We start from the raw sequence: 14,705 nt of genomic DNA on the forward strand, positions 1-14,705 counted from the left end.
CAAGAAGACATGGAACGGGAGGAATTGCGAGCCTGGTTGCGCCTGTTGCTGACGCCCCGAATCGGGCCAGGAACTGCCCGCAAGCTGCTCGCGGCATTGGGCTCGCCGCAGGCCATTTTTGATGCGCCAGCACAGACGTTGGCTGCGCTGGTGGCCAAGCGCGAAGCAACTGAGCTTGGGCGTGAGCCTTCAGGGCTGGATGAGCAGGTTCTGGCCACCCAGACTTGGCTGGCAGAAAGCTTGCCTTTGGCCAGTGGGCGCCCATCGCGCTTTGTGCTGAGTCTGGCCGATCCCGCCTACCCGGCGGCCTTGCTGGATGCCGCTGATCCGCCCTTGTTGCTGTTCGCCCAGGGGCAACTGGACTTGCTGGGCCGCCCGGCTGTCGCCGTGGTGGGCAGTCGCCACCCGACGCCGCAAGGGCAGGAGAATGCCTATGCCTTTGCCAAGGCGCTCAGCGAGGCAGGCGTCACCGTGGTGTCCGGTCTGGCCTTGGGGGTGGACGGCGCCGCCCATGCAGGGGCGCTGGATGGCTGGCGCGATGCCTCCTCTGGCAGCACGATCGCCGTGGTGGGGACGGGGCTCGATGTGGTCTACCCCAAGGCGCACCAGGCCTTGGCGCAGCGGCTGAGCACGCAAGGGCTGCTGCTCAGCGAGTTTGCGCTGGGCACGGCACCGCTGGCCGGCAACTTCCCCAAGCGCAACCGCATCGTGGCGGCACTGTCTCGCGGCACCTTGGTCATCGAGGCTGCTTTGCAGTCTGGCTCCTTGATCACCGCGCGGCTGGCCGGCGAAATCGGCCGGGAAGTGCTGGCCATTCCCGGCTCGATTCACTCGCCGCAGGCCCGGGGGTGTCATGCGCTGATCAAGCAGGGCGCCAAGCTGGTGGAGACGGCGCAAGACGTGCTGGAAGAGTTGCAGTTGGGCGTGATTGTCTCCGCGGGTTTGCCAGCATGTTCGGCGCAGTCTGGCGACGACGGCGGTGTGTCCGCCGCTGCGGATGACGCTAGGGATGTGGACCCGGTGCTGTCCGCCATGGGCTATGACCCGGTCAGCCAGGAGGCCTTGAGCGCGCGCACTGGCTGGGGCGCAGCCGATCTGGGAGCCAGGCTGCTGGAGCTGGAGTTGATGGGCCAGGTGGCTCGCCTGCCCGGGGCCTTGTTTCAGCGCGTGGGCGCTGCCTGACGGGGCGGAGTGGGATCGGTGATACAAACACGGGCGTGAACCAGACCATTCTCAAGAACCTGGGCCAGGTCGATTACCTGCCCACCATGGAGGCCATGCAGGCCTTCACCGACACCCGCACCGACGACACCCCCGATGAAATCTGGGTGTGCCAGCACCCGCCCACCTTCACGCAGGGCCTGGCCGGCAAGGCTGACCACGTGCTGTTCAACCCCCCTGGGCCCGATCACATCCCCGTGGTGCAGACCAACCGGGGCGGGCAGGTCACGTATCACGGGCCGGGGCAGGTGGTGGCGTATCCCTTGCTCAACCTCAAGCGGCGCGGCTACTTCGTCAAGGAGTATGTGTACCGCCTGGAAGAGGCCATCATCCGCACGCTGGCACATTTTGGTGTCACCGGGCACCGGGTGGCGGGCGCCCCGGGTATCTACGTGCGCCTGGATGATCCCTTTGCCCATGCTGCGCTCACCGAGCCGCGAGATCCTCGCGATCCCTTCAAAGGTCTGGGCAAGATCGCCGCCCTGGGCATCAAGGTATCGCGCCACTGCACTTATCACGGCATGGCGCTGAACGTGGCCATGGACCTGAGCCCGTACGGGCGCATCAACCCCTGCGGTTACAACGGCCTGCGCACCGTGGACCTGGCCAGCATCGGCGTGCAGGTGGGGTGGGGCGAGGTCGCGGCGGTGCAGGCGCATCAACTCGACGTGCGACTAGCCCCTTGAGCGATGGCCTTGCGCGGGGTTTTTGCCGTCGCCAGCGCCAATCGGCTACATTGGCAGATGGCCTGTCAAGCACGCAAAGCGCGTGGTTTGGCCTTGAAGTGAAGCACCGTCATGTCCTCTGAAAACACCCCCGCTGATCCGAATCAGGCTGCGCCCGCGGCTTACGACCCCACTGCCAAGCAGAAGGCGCAAGCCAAGACGGCGCGCATTCCCATCAAGGTGGTGCCGGCCGACGAGGTGCTGCGCAAACCCGAGTGGATCCGCGTCAAGGCCGGTTCACCCAGCACGCGCTTCTACGAGATCAAGAACATCCTGCGCGAGCACAAGCTGCATACGGTGTGCGAAGAAGCCTCTTGCCCCAATATCGGCGAGTGCTTTGGCCACGGCACGGCCACCTTCATGATCATGGGTGACAAGTGCACGCGCCGCTGCCCCTTCTGTGATGTGGGCCATGGCCGCCCGGATCCGCTGGATGTGAACGAGCCGGCCAACCTGGCCAAGACGATCGCGGCGCTCAAGCTCAAGTACGTGGTGATCACCAGCGTGGACCGCGATGACCTGCGTGACGGCGGCGCCGGCCACTTCGTGGAATGCATCCGGCAGATCCGCGAGCAGTCGCCTGCCACGCGCATCGAGATCCTCGTGCCTGACTTCCGTGGCCGCGATGACCGCGCCCTGGAGATCCTCAAGGCCGCGCCGCCCGATGTGATGAACCACAACCTGGAAACCGCGCAGCGCCTGTACAAGGAAGCGCGCCCGGGCAGCGATTACCAGGTCAGCCTGAACCTGCTCAAGAAATTCAAGGCCCTGCACCCGGACATCCCCACCAAGAGCGGCATCATGGTCGGCCTGGGCGAGACCGATGAAGAGATCCTGCAGGTGATGCGCGACATGCGTGCGCACGACATCGACATGATCACCATTGGGCAGTACCTGGCGCCATCAGGCCACCATCTGCCGGTGCGCCGCTATGTGCACCCGGACACCTTCAAGATGTTCGAAGAAGAGGCCCGCAAGATGGGCTTCACGCACGCGGCCGTGGGCGCCATGGTGCGCTCCAGCTACCACGCGGATCAGCAGGCAGCGCAGGCTGGTGTTGGCGCTTGAGGCCTCCGCGTTTGCATGTCTTCAACGATTGACCCGGACGACTTCGTCAAACCCTTCATCTCCGAGACGCTGGGCTCGAAGTCCCTGTACTTTTCGATATCGGCCATCCAGAGCAGCATGAACCTCATGCAGCCGGATGCGCTGGCGCTGGAGTACTCGCGCACGATGATGGGCTTCCTGCTGTTCAACCCGGCGCCCTCTCGCATCGCCATGATCGGCCTGGGTGGTGGCTCGCTGGCCAAGTTCTGCTACCGGCACCTGCCGCAGTCCCGCATGGACGTGGTGGAGATCAATCCCCACGTCGTGGCGCTGCGTGATGCCTTCCTCATCCCCAAGGACGATCGCCGCTTCAAGGTGATTCTGGGTGATGGGGCGCAGTTCGTGCAGCAGCCGCCGCATCGCTATGACGTGCTCTTGCTCGATGGCTTTGATCTGCGCGGCTTGCCATCCAGCCTGTCATCCCGGCGTTTTTTCGAGCATTGTCTGGACGCCCTTCAGCCAGGTGGCATTCTGGTGGCCAACCTCCACTACAAGCACGCGCACTTCGAGACCTGCGTGACGCGTATCCGTTCGGTGTTCAAGGATGGCGTACAGGTCGTGGTGGAGCCCGACGAAGACAACGCGACAGTGTTTGCCTGCAAGGATGCGGTCCTGCCGGCGCCTGCCAAAGGGCCCAAAGGTCAGGCGCTTCGTCCGGCCAGGTTGCCTGATGTGGCATGGGCTCAACTGGATGAGGCGTTTGCGCACATCGTCCGCAGTTGGCGTTGAGCCTGCTGCGCACCGCAGCGTATCTGATCCCGTATCAAAACAGCGCATCCCGGTCACTTGTGTAACGGGTTGGTTCGACCTGTCCTGCTGACCGCACCTCTTGTCGTGGCCATTTGCGCGATGCCGCCTGTGCATTGACGGGGTCTGGCGGGGATGAGGGGGGTGACGGGGATATGCATGTGGTTACAGCCTCGGTGGCTTGGCCCATAGCATCCGCCGGCGTCGAGTCAAGAGGGCTCGGCGCACCCACTGCGGCCGTGCGGCCGCCACTTCCCTTACACAGGAGAGAGAGATGACATTCCAAGCAATCGCTGGCAAGGCTGGTGCCGCTTTGGCACTGACCGCAGTCGCCCTGTCTGCGCAGGCCGCCAACACCATGTGCGTGTTCGACATCATTGGCGCCAGTGGTGACGCTTTCAACATGGCCAAGGACTATGCCGTGGCCATGCAGAAAGCCGGTGTGACGGTGGAGCTCAAAGGCTTCACCAATGAGACCGCTGCCGTGGAAGACTTCCGCGCAGGCAAGTGTGATGCCCTGATGGCTACCGCCTTCCGTACCCGCCAGTTCAACGGCGTGGCCGGTTCGATCGACACCCTGGGCGCGACCACCGTGGTGCGCGATGGCAAGGTGGACATGCCCGCCAGCTACGAAGTCGTGCGCAAGGTTGTGCAGACCTTCTCCTCACCGCAGGCCGCCAAGATGATGGTGGAAGGTGCGTATGAAATCGGCGGCATCGTGCCTTTTGGCGCGGCCTATCCGATGGTCAACAGCCGTGCCATCGATTCGGTGGAAGCGCTGGCAGGCAAGAAGATCGCCGCGCTGGAATACGACCAGGCGCAGGCCATGATGGTGCAGCGCGTGGGCGGCAAGCCCGTGTCGGTGGACATCAACAACCTGTCGGCCAAGTTCAATGGCGGCGAGGTGGACATGATCGCTGCGCCCACGCTGGCCTACAAGCCGCTGGAGCTGAACAAGGGCATCGGCGCCAAGGGCGGCATCGCACGCTTCCCGCTGTTGATCCTGACCTACCAGGTCGTGCTCAACCAGTCGAAGTTCCCCGCCGGTTTTGGCGAGAAGTCGCGTGACCACTGGGTGGGCGAGTTCGATCGCGCCATGAAGCTGGTGCAGAACGCCGATGCCAGCATCCCGGCTGCCACCTGGATGGAGGTGTCGCCAGACCACGTGAAGAAGTACACCACCATCCTGCGCGAATCGCGCATTGCGATCACCAACCAGGGCGTCTACAACAAGCAGGGCCTGAAGGTCATCAAGAAGGTGCGCTGCGCTGCCAGCCCGACTGAGGCCGATTGCGCTTCGCCTTCCGAAGAAGGCTGATGCTCAGCGCTGGTCTGCGGGTGCCGCAACCAGCGCTTTTTCCTGCTCGCGTGCAAAGGCGATGCAGGCTCGAAAGAGGGTCAAGGTGTTGATCAGGACATCGTCCAGCGGCGCCTTGCACCGCTCGGCCACCCATTGCGTGGCGATGCGTGTGTTGGCGCCCACCAGGCCATTGGCCAGCATCTTGAAGTTCAATTTCCCTTGCGCGTCCAGCGTGGGGAACATCTGATGCATGAAGCCGGCGATCAAGTGCGCGAAATCCTGTGAGGCCTTGTCGGCCAGCATGGCCATGCCTTCGCCCACGTTCAACGCATCGATCAGGGCCACGCGAGCACGGTGGGGGTCCTGGCGGATGAATTCCAGGAAATTGCGCAAGGCCGCCTCGGCCAGCTTTTCCGGATCAGGCTGGCAACTGGCCAGGGCCATCACGGTGGTCTGCATCAGTTCGCGGCTGACCTGGGTGTAGACCGCCTTGAACAGCGCTTCCATGCTGTCGAAGTTCTCGTAGAAGTAGCGCGAGGTGAGTTGCGCCTGCTTGCACACGTCCCGCACGGTGGACTGGTGGTAGCCCTGTTCGCCAAACACAGCCAGACCGGCTTCGATCAGCTTGGCTTTGCGTTGGCGCTGGCGTTCTTCAGGGTCGACACCGCCGTAACGCCGTCCGGGCGTCCCCGGAGTGGAGGGGGTGTCAGGGTTAACCCTATTTCTGGAAACGGACATTGTCAAATATGATTTTGAAATTGACTATTGTCAAATTGGGTGTGACGGTGTGCGTGTGCTGGCAAGCGATGTGAACACTGTCAACGCCCTGTATTGTCCCGCAAGTTGTGATGCAGGGTTGCAGATGCACCAAGGCCTGACCCCGGAATCCGGGTGGTGGCAGCCCCTTTTTTCAGCTGTGGGATGGGTAGATGGCCTGGGTAAGTACGCCGTCCCGACGGGGTAAGCTTCAGGTTTTCATCGCAGACAACAACGCGGACCGAGCAGAGACAACATGAAGAACTTCAAGAACAAGGTGGCAGCCATCACGGGTGCCGCTTCCGGAATGGGGCGCACGCTGGCACTCGAGCTGGCGCGTCGCGGCTGCCATCTGGCTCTGAGTGATGTCAATGAGGTCGGCCTGGCGGAAACCGCCCAGATGGCCGGCAAGCTGGGTGTCAAGGTCACCACGGCCAAGGTCAATGTGGCCGATCGTGAAGCCATGGATGCCTGGGCGGCCCAGGTTGTGGCCGATCATGGCAAGGTCAACCTGATCTTCAACAACGCTGGCGTGGCGCTGGGCGCCTTCCTGGACACCGTGAGCCCGAAGGACTTCGAGTGGATCATGGGCATCAACTTCTGGGGTGTGGTGTGGGGCTCGCAGGCCTTCCTGCCGCATCTGAAGAAGTCGGGCGAAGGGCACATCATCAACACGTCCAGCCTGTTCGGCCTGCTGTCGCTGCCCACCCAGGGCACCTACAACGCCAGCAAGTTCGCCGTGCGGGGCTTCACCGAATCGCTGCGCCAGGAGCTCGACATCGAGAACTGCGGCGTCAGCGCCACCTGTGTGCACCCGGGTGGCATCCGCACCAACATCGCGCGTGATGCCAAGATGGACCACAGCATCGCCGCCAAGACGGGTGGCAGTGCCCAGGCCGCCAAGGACAAGTTCGACAAGCTGCTCAACACCACCACCGCGGAAAGCGCGGCCCTGCAGATCCTGCGGGCGGTGGAGGGCAACAAGCGCCGTGTGGTCGTGGGCCCAGACGCCAAGTTCCTGGACCTGTTCGTGCGTGTGCTCGGATCCTGGTACCAGCCCGTCACGACGTTCTTTGCCAAGAAGACCATGCTGGGCTGATTGCCCCTGCTTTGTTGCTGAGACAGGAGTCCATCAATGTCGGCTGTTCATATCGATACAGGGGCCCAGCAGGCGCAGGCCCATCCGGTCATCCGCCGTTACCAACCGCCGGCTGGGCTGCAGGAGTCGCTGATGGCGGCGATCATGCGCATGGCTTTGCGCGTCGGCCTCAAGCCCTTTCTGGGCCCGCCCTTTCCTTTTGTGGTGCAGCGTGTGGCGCTGGCCGTGGGTTCGTCCCTGATGCCGCAGGATGGTCGGGCGCAAGTGCAGACTGACAAGGTCGATCACATTCCGGTGGACCGCGTCACCCCCAAGGGCGCATCGAAGAAGCCGCGTCATGCCATCTTGTACCTGCACGGTGGGGCTTTCGTGGCGGGCAGCCCCCGCACGCACCGCAGCATCACGCGCCGCCTGTCGGCCATCACCGGCGCGCTGGTGCTGGCACCGCATTACCGCCTGGCACCTGAGGCGCCCTTTCCAGCTCAGTTGGACGATTGCGTCGCGTGCTATCGGCAGTTGCTCAAGGAGGGTTTCTCGCCCGATCGCATCGCCATCGCGGGCGATTCTGCTGGTGGCAACCTGACCTTCATGACGGCCATCGCTGCCATGAAGGCAGGCATGCCGGGGCCTTCGTCCATCGTGATGATGTCGCCGGCGTTCAGCCTGCATCCGCTGCCCAACACCACGGCTTATGAGCGCGAGCCACGCGATCCCATGATCCGTCTGGCCTGGGCCGAGCAAGTGGAAGGGGCGTTGAAGGCTCCGAAGGACCACCCGCTGGCCAATCCGATGGCGCAAGACCTGTCGAAGTTGCCGCCGTCGTTGATTCAGGTTGGCGAAGACGAGGTGCTGTACGACAACTCGACCTGGCTGGTCGAGGCGGCCACCGCGGCGGGCCGCACATCCGAGCTGGAGGTCTACCTCAAGCGCTGGCACGTGTTCCAGGTGCATGCGGCGCTGATGCCCAGTTCCGTTAAGGCGCTGGATCGTCAGGCTGAATTCATGACGCGCCACTGGTCGAACTGATTGGCCGGCTGAGGCGCATCAGCCGTGAAAAAAGGCTCCCTTCGCAGGGAGCCTTTCTTTTTGGGCTGAAGGTGCCGCAAGCGAGGCCAAAGCCCCGCTCGGAATCAGCTGAAGTTGAAGTGGTCGTTGTTCATCTGCATGATGGAGCTGGTGGGCGCCATCATGGTCTTCTTGTGGCCATCGGCGCGAGGCAGCAGGCGTTCGAAGTAGAACTCGGCGGTCTGGATCTTGGCCTTGTAGAACTCGGCCGAATCCTTGCCACCCTTGGCCAGCTTCTCGTTGGCCACGATGGCTTGCTTCAACCAGAAGTGACCCATCATCACGAAGCCCGAGTACATCAGGTAGTCGTAGCAGGCGGCGCTGACCACGTCGCGGTCCTTGGCGGCGCGCAGCATGATGCGCAGGGTCATGGCCTTCCACTGTACGGCACGCTTGAAGCAGGCGCGGGCCATCATGCCGATGGGGCCGCCATCCAGCAGGTGGGGCTTGGCCTGGGCAATCATCTCGTTGGTGAATTCCTTGATGCACTTGCCGCGGGTCTGCAGCAGCACCTTGCGGCCCAGCAGGTCGAGCGCCTGGATGCCGGTGGTGCCTTCGTACAGCGTGGAGATGCGCGCGTCACGGGCGATCTGCTCCATGCCGTGCTCCTTGATGTAGCCGTGGCCACCGAAAACCTGCATGCCCAGGTTGGCGCACTCCAGGCCCATCTCGGTGATGAAGCCCTTGAGGATGGGCGTGAAGAAGCCCAGGCGGTCGTCGTACTCTTCGTACTTGGCCTTGTTGCCTTCGGCCACGCCAGCCACCATGTTGTCGGCCAGCTTGGCCGCGTTGTAGATCATGGCGCGGGCACCTTCGGCCACGGCACGTTGCGTCAGCAGCATGCGACGCACGTCGGCGTGCCAGATCAGGGCGTCGGCCGTGTGGTCGGCATCCTTCTTGCCCGACAGGGCGCGCATGGAGCGGCGCTCCTTGGCGTAGGGCAGCGAGCCCTGGTACGACAGCTCGGCGTGAGCCAGACCTTGCACGGCGGTACCGATACGGGCCGTGTTCATGAAGGTGAACATGGCCTCCAGGCCCTTGTTGGGCTCGGCGATCATGAAGCCGGTGGCGCCGTCGAAGTTCAGCACGGCGGTGGCCGATGCGCGAATGCCCATCTTGTGTTCGATGGCGCCGCAGACCACAGGGTTGCGTGCACCAACGGAGCCGTCGGCGTTGACCATGAACTTGGGCACGATGAACAGCGAGATGCCGCGGGTGCCCTTGGGGGCATCGGGCAGGCGGGCCAGCACGATGTGGATGATGTTGGCCGACATGTCGTGTTCGCCGGCCGAGATGAAGATCTTGGTGCCGGTGATCTTGTAGGTGCCATCCGGCTGGGGTTCCGCCTTGGTCTTGACCTGGCCCAGGTCGGTGCCGCACTGGGGTTCGGTCAGGCACATGGTGCCGGTCCACTCGCCGCTGACCAGGGGCGGCATATAGGTGTTCTTCTGGGCTTCGGTGCCGAACTGGAAGATGGTGTTCATGCAACCCAGGCTCAGGCCGGGGTACATGGTGAACGACCAGTTGGCCGTGCCCATCATTTCCGATTTCAGCAGGTTCAGCGACATCGGCAGTTCCTGGCCACCGTATTGCTTGGGGTGCGAAATACCCTGCCAGCCGCCCGCCACGTACTCGGCGTAGGCTTCCTTGAAGCCCTTGGGGGTGGTGACTTCACCGTTGTTGAAGGTGCAGCCTTCCTGGTCGCCGGACAGGTTCAGCGGGGCCAGCACTTCTTCGCAGAAGGTGGCTGCGCCTTCCAGGATGGCATCGACCATGTCAGGCGTCGCATCTTCGGCGTTGGGTTGCTGGGCGTAGTGCGCGCTGTAGTCAAAGACTTCGTTGAGCAGGAAGCGCATGTCGCGCAAAGGGGCCTTGTACTGCGGCATATGTCACCTCGGTTCGGGTCTGCGCCAGACACGAGTGGCGCTGTTGGAAGAAAGGGTTGCGTTTTCGAACGATCGTTCATTTCAAACGGTCGTTCGAATCAGGGCGCATTTATACCCCAGAGTCGGGCACTTGTGGCAACTGTTTCCGCACGATCGTGCGAGTTTTGGCGTCATCTCTGGTGCATTCCCCCGGATTGGAGGGGCTGCACCGAAAAAAAACCCCGCCAGGTGGCGGGGTTGTGAACGGGGGGCCTTTGGTGTCGCGGGAGAACGCGACAGACCGGTCCCGACAGGGAGAGATTCCTTGCTGGCAGATCTGCACATGCCATACGAGGCACAACAGGATGCCAAAAGCGTCACGACTGTATGGCGCAGCAAGCCGTCTGGCGATGCGGATATGACCTTTTCGGGTTAATGCCCAGACTGTCAGGCACCCGGCAGTTGCGTGGTGAGCACTGTGTTAGCCCATTTGTGGTGGGCGCATGGATATCGCACCAATCAGGGGCCAGGTGCGACTAAGCTGGTGTCATTCACGCCGTTTGTCCGCTTCGGTAACCGGGAGCCACCCATGTACGACTTGCACATCGCCAACAAGAACTATTCGTCCTGGTCTTTGCGGCCCTGGATCCTGCTGCGGCAGTTGGGCCTGCCGTTCAACGAGCACATCCACACCTTCGGGCCGGGTTCCAACTGGCAGGCCTTCCGGCCCGTTTCGCCTACCGGCAAAGTGCCTTGCCTGCATGCTGATGGCGAGGTGGTCTGGGATTCGCTGGCGATTGCCGAATACCTGGCCGAGCGCCATTCGGGCGTGTGGCCAGCCGATGCCGCGGCGCGTACCTGGGCGCGATGCGCTTCGGCCGAGATGCACTCGGGCTTTGCCACGCTGCGGGTGGTTTGCTCGATGAATTGCGGGTTGCGCATTCAGTTGCATGAGGCTGAGAGCGCGCGTATCCAGGCCGATCTGCATAGGCTGGATGAACTGTGGTGCGATGGCCTGTCACGCTTTGGCGGTCCGTTTCTGGCTGGTGCGGCCTTCACGGCTGTGGACGCCTTCTTTGCCCCTGTGGCCTTTCGCATCCAGACCTATGGCCTGATTCTGTCTTCTCCGGCCATGGCCTATGCGGATCAGTTGTTGGCGTTGCCCGCGATGAAGCATTGGAACGAAGAGGCCCTGAAAGAGCCCTGGCGCGAGCAGGAGCACGAGGCGTGGTCACTCAAGCATGGGCGCCTGCTCGCGGATCTGCGTTGAAGATTTTTTCCGTATCGGTGTAAGGACTGGGCATCGAGCCCGACTACTCGGTGTCCCGAGCGAAATCCGCCGGGTTCCTTTGACCTCAACACCTCACTGATCGGAGAAATCACATGACTTCAAGCAACACCGCATCCCTGGCCACCGCTGCCGCACTGATGGCCTTGAGCTCGGCGGTCTTTGCTGCCGAGGCGCCTGCGGGCAGCATGGGGGCCGCCGTTGCCGCCAGCGACAAGGTGCATTGCTACGGCGTGCACAGCTGCAAGGGCAACAGCGACTGCAAGACCGCCGAGCATGCCTGCAAGGGCCAGAACGCCTGCAAGGGCCACGGCTTCAAGGCCATGGACGCGAAGGCCTGCCTGACCAAGGGCGGCACCATTGGCGACATCGACGCCAAGTAAGCGGCAGGGGGCGTCAACATGAGCAAGCACCATCCGGCTCACGGTGGCCCTGTGCGCCTGACGCAGCCCTCGCCCGGCTTTGGCCTGGGGCTGCGCACGGCGCACTACGCGGACTTTCTGGCGGCGCCGCAGCGTGTGGACTGGCTGGAGATCATCAGCGACAACTACCTGGTGCCGGGTGGCAAACCCTTGCGCATGCTGGACGCCATCCGTGAGCGCTATCCCGTGGCCATGCATGGCGTGGCCTTGTCGATCGGCTCGGTGGCCGGGCCCGATCGCGCTTATTTGAATCAACTCCAGCAACTGATCGCGCGCGTGCAACCCTTGTGGGTGTCCGATCACTTGTGCTGGACGGGCGTGCATGGTCGGCAACTGCATGACCTGATGCCGCTGCCCTATACCGACGAGGCGCTGGATGTGGTCGTGCGCCATGTGCGGCAAGTCCAGGATGCGCTGGGGCGTCGCCTCGTGCTGGAGAACGTGTCGAGCTACGTAAACTTTAAACAGTCGCACATGAGCGAGTGGGACTTTGTCTCTGCAGTGTGTGAACAGGCCGATTGCCTCTTGCTGCTGGATGTCAACAACATCTACGTGAGCAGCGTGAACCATGGCTTTGATGCGTGTGCCTACTTGAACAGCATGCCGGCCCACCGCGTGCAGCAGATTCACCTGGCCGGCCATTCACACAACGGTGATCACATCATCGACACGCATGATCACCCAGTGGCCGAGCCCGTGTGGGCGCTGTATGCACATGCCTGTCGTCGCTTCGGGCATGTGGCCACGATGATCGAGCGCGACGACCATATCCCGCCCCTGGCGGAACTGATTCAAGAGCTGGACCATGCCCGTGATGTGGCGGCCGGTGCCTGGCTGGAGGCCGCATGACGATGCACGCTTCCACCATGAGCTTGAGCGAGTTGCAGGCACGTATGCAGGCGCACGTGCTGAGCCACGACGACGCCGCCTTGCTGGATGTGTGTGATGAGCATGGCCTCAGTGCGCAACGGCGCCTGGGCATCTATCACTACGCTTACCGGGCGCGTTTGCTGGAGACCATGCGCGATACCTTTGCACATACCTGGCGCTATCTGGGCGACGAGTGGTTTGACCGTTTGGCACTGGCCTTCATCGAAGAGCACCCCTCCACGCATGCCAACCTCCGCTGGTATGGCCAGGCATGGCCGGCCTGGCTGGATGGCAGCCGCCTGGTGCAGATGGAGGCGGGCTTGCATCCGGAGGTGACCGAACTGGCGCAGCTGGACTGGGCCTTGCGTCGGGCCTTTGATGCGGCTGATGCCGTCTCTGTAACCGCGGCAGACCTGGCTGTCATGCCCGTGGATGATTGGACCCAGGCGCCATTGCACGCACATGCCAGCGTGGCCTTGGTGGTGCTTCAGTGCAATGCCCTGGCGTTGTGGCATGCCCTGGATCGAGATGAGACCGTGCCCGAGCTTGAGTCATTGCTTCAGCCTGTGACAGTGCTGGTCTGGCGCCATGAAGAGCGCCCCCACTTTCGTAGCGTGCCGGAGCAGGAGGTGCAGGCTCTGACCCTGTTGCTGCTGGGCCGCAGCTTCGCGGATATCTGCGCGCTGCTGCAAGATCAGCAGGGCGAACAAGTTGATGCGGTTGCGTGCGGAGCTTCTCTGCTCAGGCAGTGGCTGAAAGATGGGCTGTTGATCCAGTCTGCTTCAATGGGTGCAGGCGAGTCGGCGACCTTCCCCCTTGCTGAGCACCATGCGTGAGGCCGACAGTTCCTCCACCAAGAAGCTGTTGCCCATCAGATTCAGTAGCCTGTTGTTCAGCGCGTACCTCCCCCCAATGGGCTGCCCGTCGTATGTGCCGCGGGCATTGCCTTGCTCGTCGAGGGTGACATCCATGCCACGCCCGGTCAGCGGACCGAAGCAATGCCAGGTGCCCACGATGTAGGGGCTGGGTGGCGCGCTGCGGCCACGAGGGTCATGGCGAGCAACCGGGGCACTGGTCTGCATGCGCTCGATCCAGTCGGCGGGCAGTGCAAAGTTCAGGTTCTGTCCGGTGCGCATCTGGAACGTGACGATCCCGATCAGCACGCCTTGCTCATCGAACAGCCCGCCGCCGCTGGACCCTGGCGAGATGGGGGCTGTGGTCTGGATGTAGGTGCCTTCCTCGCTGTCGCGCAAGGAGGAGACCATGCCATCGCTGAGCGTGAGGTCCAGCCCTTGCGGTGAGCCGATGGCGTAAACCTTCTGGCCGACGTGCACGCTCGCCACTCTGCCGATGGGCACGGGTGGTGCATCCAGGCCGATGACCGACAGCTTGCACAGGTCATGCCGCTCGTCGTTGATCAGAATGCTGGCGTCATATTGTTTGCCCTGATGCCGGACCCTCAGTCGGGGGCCCGCCTTGGCAACATGGCAGTTGGTGATGGCTTCGCCCTGGCCGATGACCACGCCACTACCGTGCCCCATCTCGACTCCGCGATCGTTGACCACGTTGATGCGCACGATGCTGGGGGAGGCCTGCGCGAACAACTGTTCGGGCGTCAGCGCGACCCCTGTTGGTGGGGGCATGGTCGGAGCTTGCGCGGGGGGCGGCGTCGGGATGATGGGGCTGGGCACGTCGGCCTGAGCAGGCGGGTCCAGTTGCACGGCCAGTTGGCTGGTGTGGTCAACCTTGGGCGCGCTGGCCCGGCCATGTCGGCTCATCATCCATCCGATGGCGATCAACATCGCCAGCCCGATCGCCCACCACATCTTGCCCTTGCCTTCTGCGTGCACAGGGGACCGCACCGATGGCTGCTGCTTTCTGGCCTGGTCGTGCAGCGAGGCGTCATAGACAGCTCGGCGCTGTGCGTTGCCGAGCACGTGCCAGGCTTCTTTCAGGGCCAGTCGCGTGATGGCATCGTCCGGTCGTGTCTCAGCCAGGCGCCTTTCGTAGGCGGCGCGGATATCTCCTTCGCTGGCCTTGGGGTCCATGCCCAAAGTGGCGTAGAGGCTTTTCTTCATGTTGGCAATCCCTGTTGCAATCGTGCTCATTCCGGCTGGGACGACGAGGTGCTGTCGATCTTATTCGGCCATGGCATGGCGAACTTGAGCACGGGCAGGCATGGGCGTTGCTTGTATACAAGCCTGTACATCACCCGGTATGGCAGATCGCCTCAAGGCGGT

The 14,705-nt window shown here is 63.1% G+C and carries 14 protein-coding genes; 11 read left to right on the forward strand and 3 right to left on the reverse strand.

Annotation, left to right across the window (positions count from 1 at the left end; all coding sequences use genetic code 11):
- Positions 1-9 precede the first annotated feature (9 nt).
- The 5 genes from dprA to HY836_RS18495 all read left to right on the forward strand — a co-directional run bounded on the left by dprA (position 10) and on the right by HY836_RS18495 (position 5,118).
- A complete protein-coding gene (gene dprA / locus HY836_RS18475) occupies positions 10-1,182 on the forward strand; it encodes a DNA-processing protein DprA (RefSeq protein WP_290679314.1) in 1,173 nt (390 codons plus the stop codon).
- Between the two features lie 35 nt (positions 1,183-1,217).
- Positions 1,218-1,907, forward strand: a complete 690-nt coding sequence (gene lipB, locus HY836_RS18480) for a lipoyl(octanoyl) transferase LipB (RefSeq protein ID WP_290679316.1) — start codon at positions 1,218-1,220, stop codon at positions 1,905-1,907.
- Positions 1,908-2,018: 111 nt separating this feature from the next.
- Positions 2,019-3,014 carry a lipoyl synthase gene (gene lipA / locus HY836_RS18485; RefSeq protein ID WP_290679320.1) on the forward strand — a complete coding sequence of 332 codons (996 nt, stop codon included), beginning with the start codon at positions 2,019-2,021 and terminating at the stop codon, positions 3,012-3,014.
- Positions 3,015-3,029: 15 nt separating this feature from the next.
- Positions 3,030-3,782: a fused MFS/spermidine synthase gene (locus tag HY836_RS18490; RefSeq protein WP_290679323.1), complete on the forward strand. Its 753-nt coding sequence runs from the start codon at positions 3,030-3,032 to the stop codon at positions 3,780-3,782.
- 292 nt (positions 3,783-4,074) lie between these two features.
- Positions 4,075-5,118, forward strand: coding sequence for a putative solute-binding protein (locus HY836_RS18495; protein WP_290679326.1), 1,044 nt, complete (start codon positions 4,075-4,077; stop codon positions 5,116-5,118).
- Between the two features lie 3 nt (positions 5,119-5,121).
- Here HY836_RS18495 and HY836_RS18500 read toward each other — a convergent pair whose 3' ends face one another.
- Positions 5,122-5,838 carry a TetR/AcrR family transcriptional regulator gene (locus HY836_RS18500; RefSeq protein WP_290679329.1) on the reverse strand — a complete coding sequence of 239 codons (717 nt, stop codon included), beginning with the start codon at positions 5,836-5,838 and terminating at the stop codon, positions 5,122-5,124.
- A gap of 274 nt (positions 5,839-6,112) precedes the next feature.
- Between HY836_RS18500 and HY836_RS18505 the strand changes: the two genes are divergently transcribed.
- Both HY836_RS18505 and HY836_RS18510 read left to right on the forward strand, forming a co-directional pair.
- Positions 6,113-6,955, forward strand: a complete 843-nt coding sequence (locus HY836_RS18505; RefSeq protein ID WP_290679332.1) for an SDR family oxidoreductase — start codon at positions 6,113-6,115, stop codon at positions 6,953-6,955.
- Between the two features lie 36 nt (positions 6,956-6,991).
- Positions 6,992-7,981, forward strand: coding sequence for an alpha/beta hydrolase (locus tag HY836_RS18510; RefSeq protein WP_290679335.1), 990 nt, complete (start codon positions 6,992-6,994; stop codon positions 7,979-7,981).
- 104 nt (positions 7,982-8,085) lie between these two features.
- Here HY836_RS18510 and HY836_RS18515 read toward each other — a convergent pair whose 3' ends face one another.
- Complete coding sequence (locus HY836_RS18515) at positions 8,086-9,906, reverse strand: acyl-CoA dehydrogenase C-terminal domain-containing protein (protein ID WP_290679338.1); 1,821 nt, start codon at positions 9,904-9,906, stop codon at positions 8,086-8,088.
- Positions 9,907-10,474: 568 nt separating this feature from the next.
- Here HY836_RS18515 and HY836_RS18520 point away from each other — a divergent pair.
- From HY836_RS18520 to HY836_RS18535, 4 genes are all read left to right on the forward strand, one after another.
- Positions 10,475-11,155 carry a glutathione S-transferase family protein gene (locus tag HY836_RS18520; RefSeq protein ID WP_290679341.1) on the forward strand — a complete coding sequence of 227 codons (681 nt, stop codon included), beginning with the start codon at positions 10,475-10,477 and terminating at the stop codon, positions 11,153-11,155.
- Between the two features lie 113 nt (positions 11,156-11,268).
- A complete protein-coding gene (locus HY836_RS18525; protein ID WP_290679344.1) occupies positions 11,269-11,556 on the forward strand; it encodes a hypothetical protein in 288 nt (95 codons plus the stop codon).
- Positions 11,557-11,574: 18 nt separating this feature from the next.
- Positions 11,575-12,444, forward strand: a complete 870-nt coding sequence (locus HY836_RS18530; protein ID WP_290679347.1) for a DUF692 domain-containing protein — start codon at positions 11,575-11,577, stop codon at positions 12,442-12,444.
- Positions 12,441-13,301, forward strand: a complete 861-nt coding sequence (locus tag HY836_RS18535; RefSeq protein WP_290679350.1) for a DNA-binding domain-containing protein — start codon at positions 12,441-12,443, stop codon at positions 13,299-13,301. Before HY836_RS18530 ends, HY836_RS18535 begins: the two co-directional genes overlap by 4 nt.
- Here HY836_RS18535 and HY836_RS18540 read toward each other — a convergent pair.
- Positions 13,248-14,543, reverse strand: a complete 1,296-nt coding sequence (locus tag HY836_RS18540) for a trypsin-like peptidase domain-containing protein (RefSeq protein ID WP_290679354.1) — start codon at positions 14,541-14,543, stop codon at positions 13,248-13,250. The two genes, HY836_RS18535 and HY836_RS18540, sit on opposite strands and share 54 nt — an antisense overlap.
- Positions 14,544-14,705: the final 162 nt, after the last annotated feature.

This window comes from Aquabacterium sp., assembly GCF_016234775.1.
In the GTDB taxonomy this organism is placed as follows: domain Bacteria; phylum Pseudomonadota; class Gammaproteobacteria; order Burkholderiales; family Burkholderiaceae_C; genus Aquabacterium.

Coding starts and splice junctions, on each gene's coding strand:
- dprA (WP_290679314.1), top strand. CDS start 10: ATGGAACGGGAGGAATTGCGAGCCTGGTTGCGCCTGTTGCTGACGCCC.
- lipA (WP_290679320.1), top strand. CDS start 2,019: ATGTCCTCTGAAAACACCCCCGCTGATCCGAATCAGGCTGCGCCCGCG.
- HY836_RS18490 (WP_290679323.1), top strand. CDS start 3,030: ATGTCTTCAACGATTGACCCGGACGACTTCGTCAAACCCTTCATCTCC.
- HY836_RS18495 (WP_290679326.1), top strand. CDS start 4,075: ATGACATTCCAAGCAATCGCTGGCAAGGCTGGTGCCGCTTTGGCACTG.
- HY836_RS18500 (WP_290679329.1), bottom strand. CDS start 5,838: ATGTCCGTTTCCAGAAATAGGGTTAACCCTGACACCCCCTCCACTCCG.
- HY836_RS18505 (WP_290679332.1), top strand. CDS start 6,113: ATGAAGAACTTCAAGAACAAGGTGGCAGCCATCACGGGTGCCGCTTCC.
- HY836_RS18510 (WP_290679335.1), top strand. CDS start 6,992: ATGTCGGCTGTTCATATCGATACAGGGGCCCAGCAGGCGCAGGCCCAT.
- HY836_RS18515 (WP_290679338.1), bottom strand. CDS start 9,906: ATGCCGCAGTACAAGGCCCCTTTGCGCGACATGCGCTTCCTGCTCAAC.
- HY836_RS18520 (WP_290679341.1), top strand. CDS start 10,475: ATGTACGACTTGCACATCGCCAACAAGAACTATTCGTCCTGGTCTTTG.
- HY836_RS18525 (WP_290679344.1), top strand. CDS start 11,269: ATGACTTCAAGCAACACCGCATCCCTGGCCACCGCTGCCGCACTGATG.
- HY836_RS18530 (WP_290679347.1), top strand. CDS start 11,575: ATGAGCAAGCACCATCCGGCTCACGGTGGCCCTGTGCGCCTGACGCAG.
- HY836_RS18535 (WP_290679350.1), top strand. CDS start 12,441: ATGACGATGCACGCTTCCACCATGAGCTTGAGCGAGTTGCAGGCACGT.
- HY836_RS18540 (WP_290679354.1), bottom strand. CDS start 14,543: ATGAAGAAAAGCCTCTACGCCACTTTGGGCATGGACCCCAAGGCCAGC.